At 69.6% G+C, this 3,750-nt stretch carries 2 protein-coding genes; one reads left to right on the top strand and one right to left on the bottom strand.

Annotated elements, in window-relative coordinates; all coding sequences use genetic code 11:
- Positions 1-133: 133 nt before the first annotated feature.
- Positions 134-2,098 carry a transglycosylase domain-containing protein gene (locus AC1DZ6_RS21150; protein ID WP_477099102.1) on the bottom strand — a complete coding sequence of 655 codons (1,965 nt, stop codon included), beginning with the start codon at positions 2,096-2,098 and terminating at the stop codon, positions 134-136.
- 300 nt (positions 2,099-2,398) lie between these two features.
- On the opposite strand from AC1DZ6_RS21150, the gene recQ reads away from it, so the two are divergent.
- Positions 2,399-3,750: DNA helicase RecQ (gene recQ, locus AC1DZ6_RS21145; protein ID WP_477099101.1), on the top strand; the 1,352-nt coding region annotated here is incomplete at its 3' end.

The raw sequence follows: 3,750 nt of genomic DNA, 5'->3' as shown, positions 1-3,750 counted from the left end.
CACTTGCCCCCACCTGACCGCTTCGCGGTCTGTCCGCCCCCGTAGGGGGCGGAGGACGCCACGGCACCTCTTCCCCCTGTGGGGGAAGACGATCGCGAAGCGATCCGTAGGGGGCAAGTGATCGCCCCCTAGGTCAGTAAGGCAGCTGCTCCGGGGCCGGGGTGCCAGGCGCGGGCGTCTCGGCCGCCGGGCCTTCCGGACCCGTCGGCCCCGTCAGGATGTCGCCGATCGGGTCGTCGGTGGCCGGGGGCGGGGGTTCGATCACGCCGCCGGGGATCGGGGTGGCCTTCAGGCGCGGCAGGGCCGCGGACATGAAGGTCTTCCAGATCTCGGCTGGGGCGCCGCCGCCGGTGACCCGCTTCATCGAGGTGTTGTCGTCCTTGCCGGTCCACACCGCGGTGACGAAGCCGCCCGTGTAGCCGACGAACCAGGCGTCGCGGTAGTCGCTGGTGGTGCCGGTCTTGCCGGCGATGTCGTAGCCGGCGACCTTGGCCCGGGTGCCCGTGCCGCCGGCCACGACCTGGCGCATCATCTGGTTCATGTACTGCAGCGACGGCGAGCCGATCACCGCCGGGCGCTGGGTCTTGTCGACGCTGTGGTCGTACAGGACCTTGCCGCTGGTCGTGCGGATGCGCTCGATGCCGTAGCCCTTGGCCAGGAAGCCGCCGTTCGAGAACGGGGCGTAGGCCTGGGCCATCTCCATCGGCGAGACCTCGACCGCGCCCAGGGCCATCGAGGGGTCCAACTGGATCTTGCTGGTGATCCCCAGGCGGCGGGCGGTGGCGGCGACGTTGCTGGTGCCGACCTCGCTGGCCAGGCGCGCGGCGACCGTGTTGATCGACTGGGCCAGGGCCGTCTGCAGGGTCATCTGGCCCAGATACTTGTTGGTGTAGTTCTTGGGCTCCCAATTGCCGATCTTCACCGGCTCGTCATTGACGACGACGCTGGGATTGCGGCCCTGGTCCATGGCGGTCAGGTAGACGAACGGCTTGAAGGCCGAGCCGGCCTGGCGGCGGGCGCTGGTGGCGCGGTCGAACTGGCTCTCGCCATAGTCGGCGCCGCCGACATAGGCGCGGATGCGGCCTTCGCCGTCGATGGCGACCAGGGCCGCCTGCTGGACGCCCTGGGTCTTGTGGCCCTCGACCCCGACCTGCACCGAGCGTTCGGCGGCGACCTGGATCGGCAGGTCCAGGGTGGTCTCGACGACCAGGTCCTCGGTCGGTTCGCCGACCAGCGAGCGCACCTGGGCGTCGACATAGTCGGTGAAGTACTGGGCGCGCTGGTTGGCCAGGGTGGCCGAAACCCGCACGGGCTCGGCGAAGGCCTGGTCGCGCTGCTCGGCGGTGATGGCCTTCATCCGCACCATCTCGTCCAGCACGATGGTGGCGCGGCGGGCGGCGCGATCGCTGGCCGAGACCGGCGAATAGCGGGCGGGAGCCTTCATCAACCCGGCCAGCAGGGCGGCCTCGCCGACGGTCAGCTGCGACGCCGGCTTGTTGAAATAGCGCTGCGAGGCGGCCTCGATGCCATAGGCGCCCGCGCCGAAATAGACCCGGTTCATGTAGAGGGCCAGGATCTGCTTCTTGCTGAACTTCAGCTCCAGCCAGACGGCCAGGATCAGCTCCTGGGCCTTGCGGCGATAGTTCTGGGCCGGGCTGAGGAACAGGTTCTTGGCCAACTGCTGGGTGATGGTCGAGCCGCCCCGCTGGGGGCCGCCTTCGTGGCTCAGGTTCCAGATCAGCGAGCGGGCGATGCCCCAGGGGTTGAAGCCGATGTGGTGATAGAACTGGCGGTCCTCGATGGCGACGAAGGCGGCCGGCACGTATTCGGGCAGGGCGTCCAGGTCGACCGGCGGCGCGTACTGGCTGCCGCGCACGGCCAGCAGGGCGCCGGACCGGTCCAGATAGTTGATCGAGGGCTGGCGCTTGACGTCGTAGAGCTTGGACGTGTCGGGCAGATCGCTGGCGAACACCGCGAAGAAGGCTACGACGAAGATCAGGCCCCAGACGCCGAGCACGATCGTCCAGTAGAGCAGCGCCTGCAGCGGCGTACGCTGGGGCTTCGCCGGCCTGTTCCCGCCGAAGGTGCCGTTGGCCATGTCGTCCTGTTCCCGAAGGCGCGGATGTCCCGAGGTCGCGCCGAAATCCGTTTAGCTGAAGCCCACAAAACGCGCGACAAGATTGACGAGAGATGAACGCTTCTTCACCCGCCTTGCGCGCCTCGCGTGTTCATGGTTCGTTTCGGCTTCCGATCGTCCCGCCCGGCAGGCTGACAAGCCGTGTTGCAGAGCCGTTGAACCCGATGTCCGCTTTTGATGCGAATTCCCTCTGCAAGATTTTAGGGGCCAGATCGTGGCGCCGCGCTTGGCCTGAGGTCCGGGCGCTGTCAGAACACGCCCGTGTACGACCTTCCTGATTCCGCCCAAGACCGGCCGCCCGCTTCGCTCGAGACGGCGCGCGAGGTTCTGCGCCGCACCTTCGGCCATTCGGACTTCCGGGGCCTTCAGGCCGGGGTGATCACCGAACTGCTGGAAGGGCGCAGCGCCCTGGCCGTGCTGCCCACCGGCGGCGGCAAGAGCCTGTGCTACCAGATCCCCGCCCTGGTCCGTCCGGGCCTGGGACTGGTGGTCTCGCCGCTGATCGCGCTGATGGCCGACCAGGTGGCCGGCCTGCAGCAGGCCGGCGTGGCCGCCGAGCGCCTGGACTCCAACACCCTGCCCGCCGAACGGTCCGAGATCTGGCGGCGGATCGACGACGGCCGGCTGGACCTGCTGTACCTGTCGCCCGAAGGCCTGATGCAGCCCTCGATGCTGGAGCGCCTGTCGCGCCTGCCCCTGTCGCTGGTCGCCGTCGACGAGGCCCACTGCGTCAGCCAGTGGGGCCATGACTTCCGCCCCGAATACCGGATGCTGGGCCGCCTGGCCGAGGTGTTCCCGCACGCTCCCCGCCTGGCCGTCACCGCCACCGCCGACGCCCGGACGCGCGACGACATCCGCGCCGAGCTGCGCCTGCAGGGCGCGGCCGAGTTCGTCGACAGCTTCGCCCGTCACGAACTGGCCCTGAACGCCGAGCGCAAGAAGGGCAAGGGCCACGAGCGGGTCATCGAACTGGTCACCGAGCGGGCCAACCGCGCCGGCGTCGTCTATGCCGGCAGCCGCGACTCCACCGAGAAACTGGCCGAAAAGCTGATCGCCGAGGGCATTCCCGCGCTCGCCTACCACGCCGGCCTGGACAAGACTCTACGCGCCCGGCGGCTGGAGGAGTTCCTCGAGGCCGAGGAGGCGGTGATGGTCGCGACCATCGCCTTCGGCATGGGGGTCGACAAGCCCGACGTCCGCTTCGTGATCCACGCCGATCCCCCGGCCGCCATCGAGGCCTATTGGCAGGAGATCGGCCGGGCCGGTCGCGACCGCCAGCCGGCCGAGGGCATCACGCTCTACAGCTCGGCCGACCTGGCCTGGGCCGTGCGCCGCATCGAGGCCCAGAGCGCGCCCGACGAGGTCAAGGCCGTGCAACTGCGCAAGCTGCGCCAGTTCTACGCCATGCTGGAAGGCGTCACGTGCCGCGCCGCCGCCGTTCGCCGCTATTTCGGCGAGGAGGGGGTCGAGCGCTGCGGAGTCTGCGACATCTGCGTCTCGCCGCCGCTGGGCGTCGACGCCAGCCAGGCGGCCCAGAAGGCCCTGTCGGCCGCCCATCGCATGGGCGGGCGGTTCGGACGCGGCCGGCTGGTCGACCACTTGCTGGGCAAGAC

It is taken from the genome of Caulobacter sp. P1_B12_2 (genome assembly GCF_056406675.1).
Note: the sequence above shows the minus strand (reverse complement) of the source record. Positions and strands in the feature narration are given on the sequence as shown.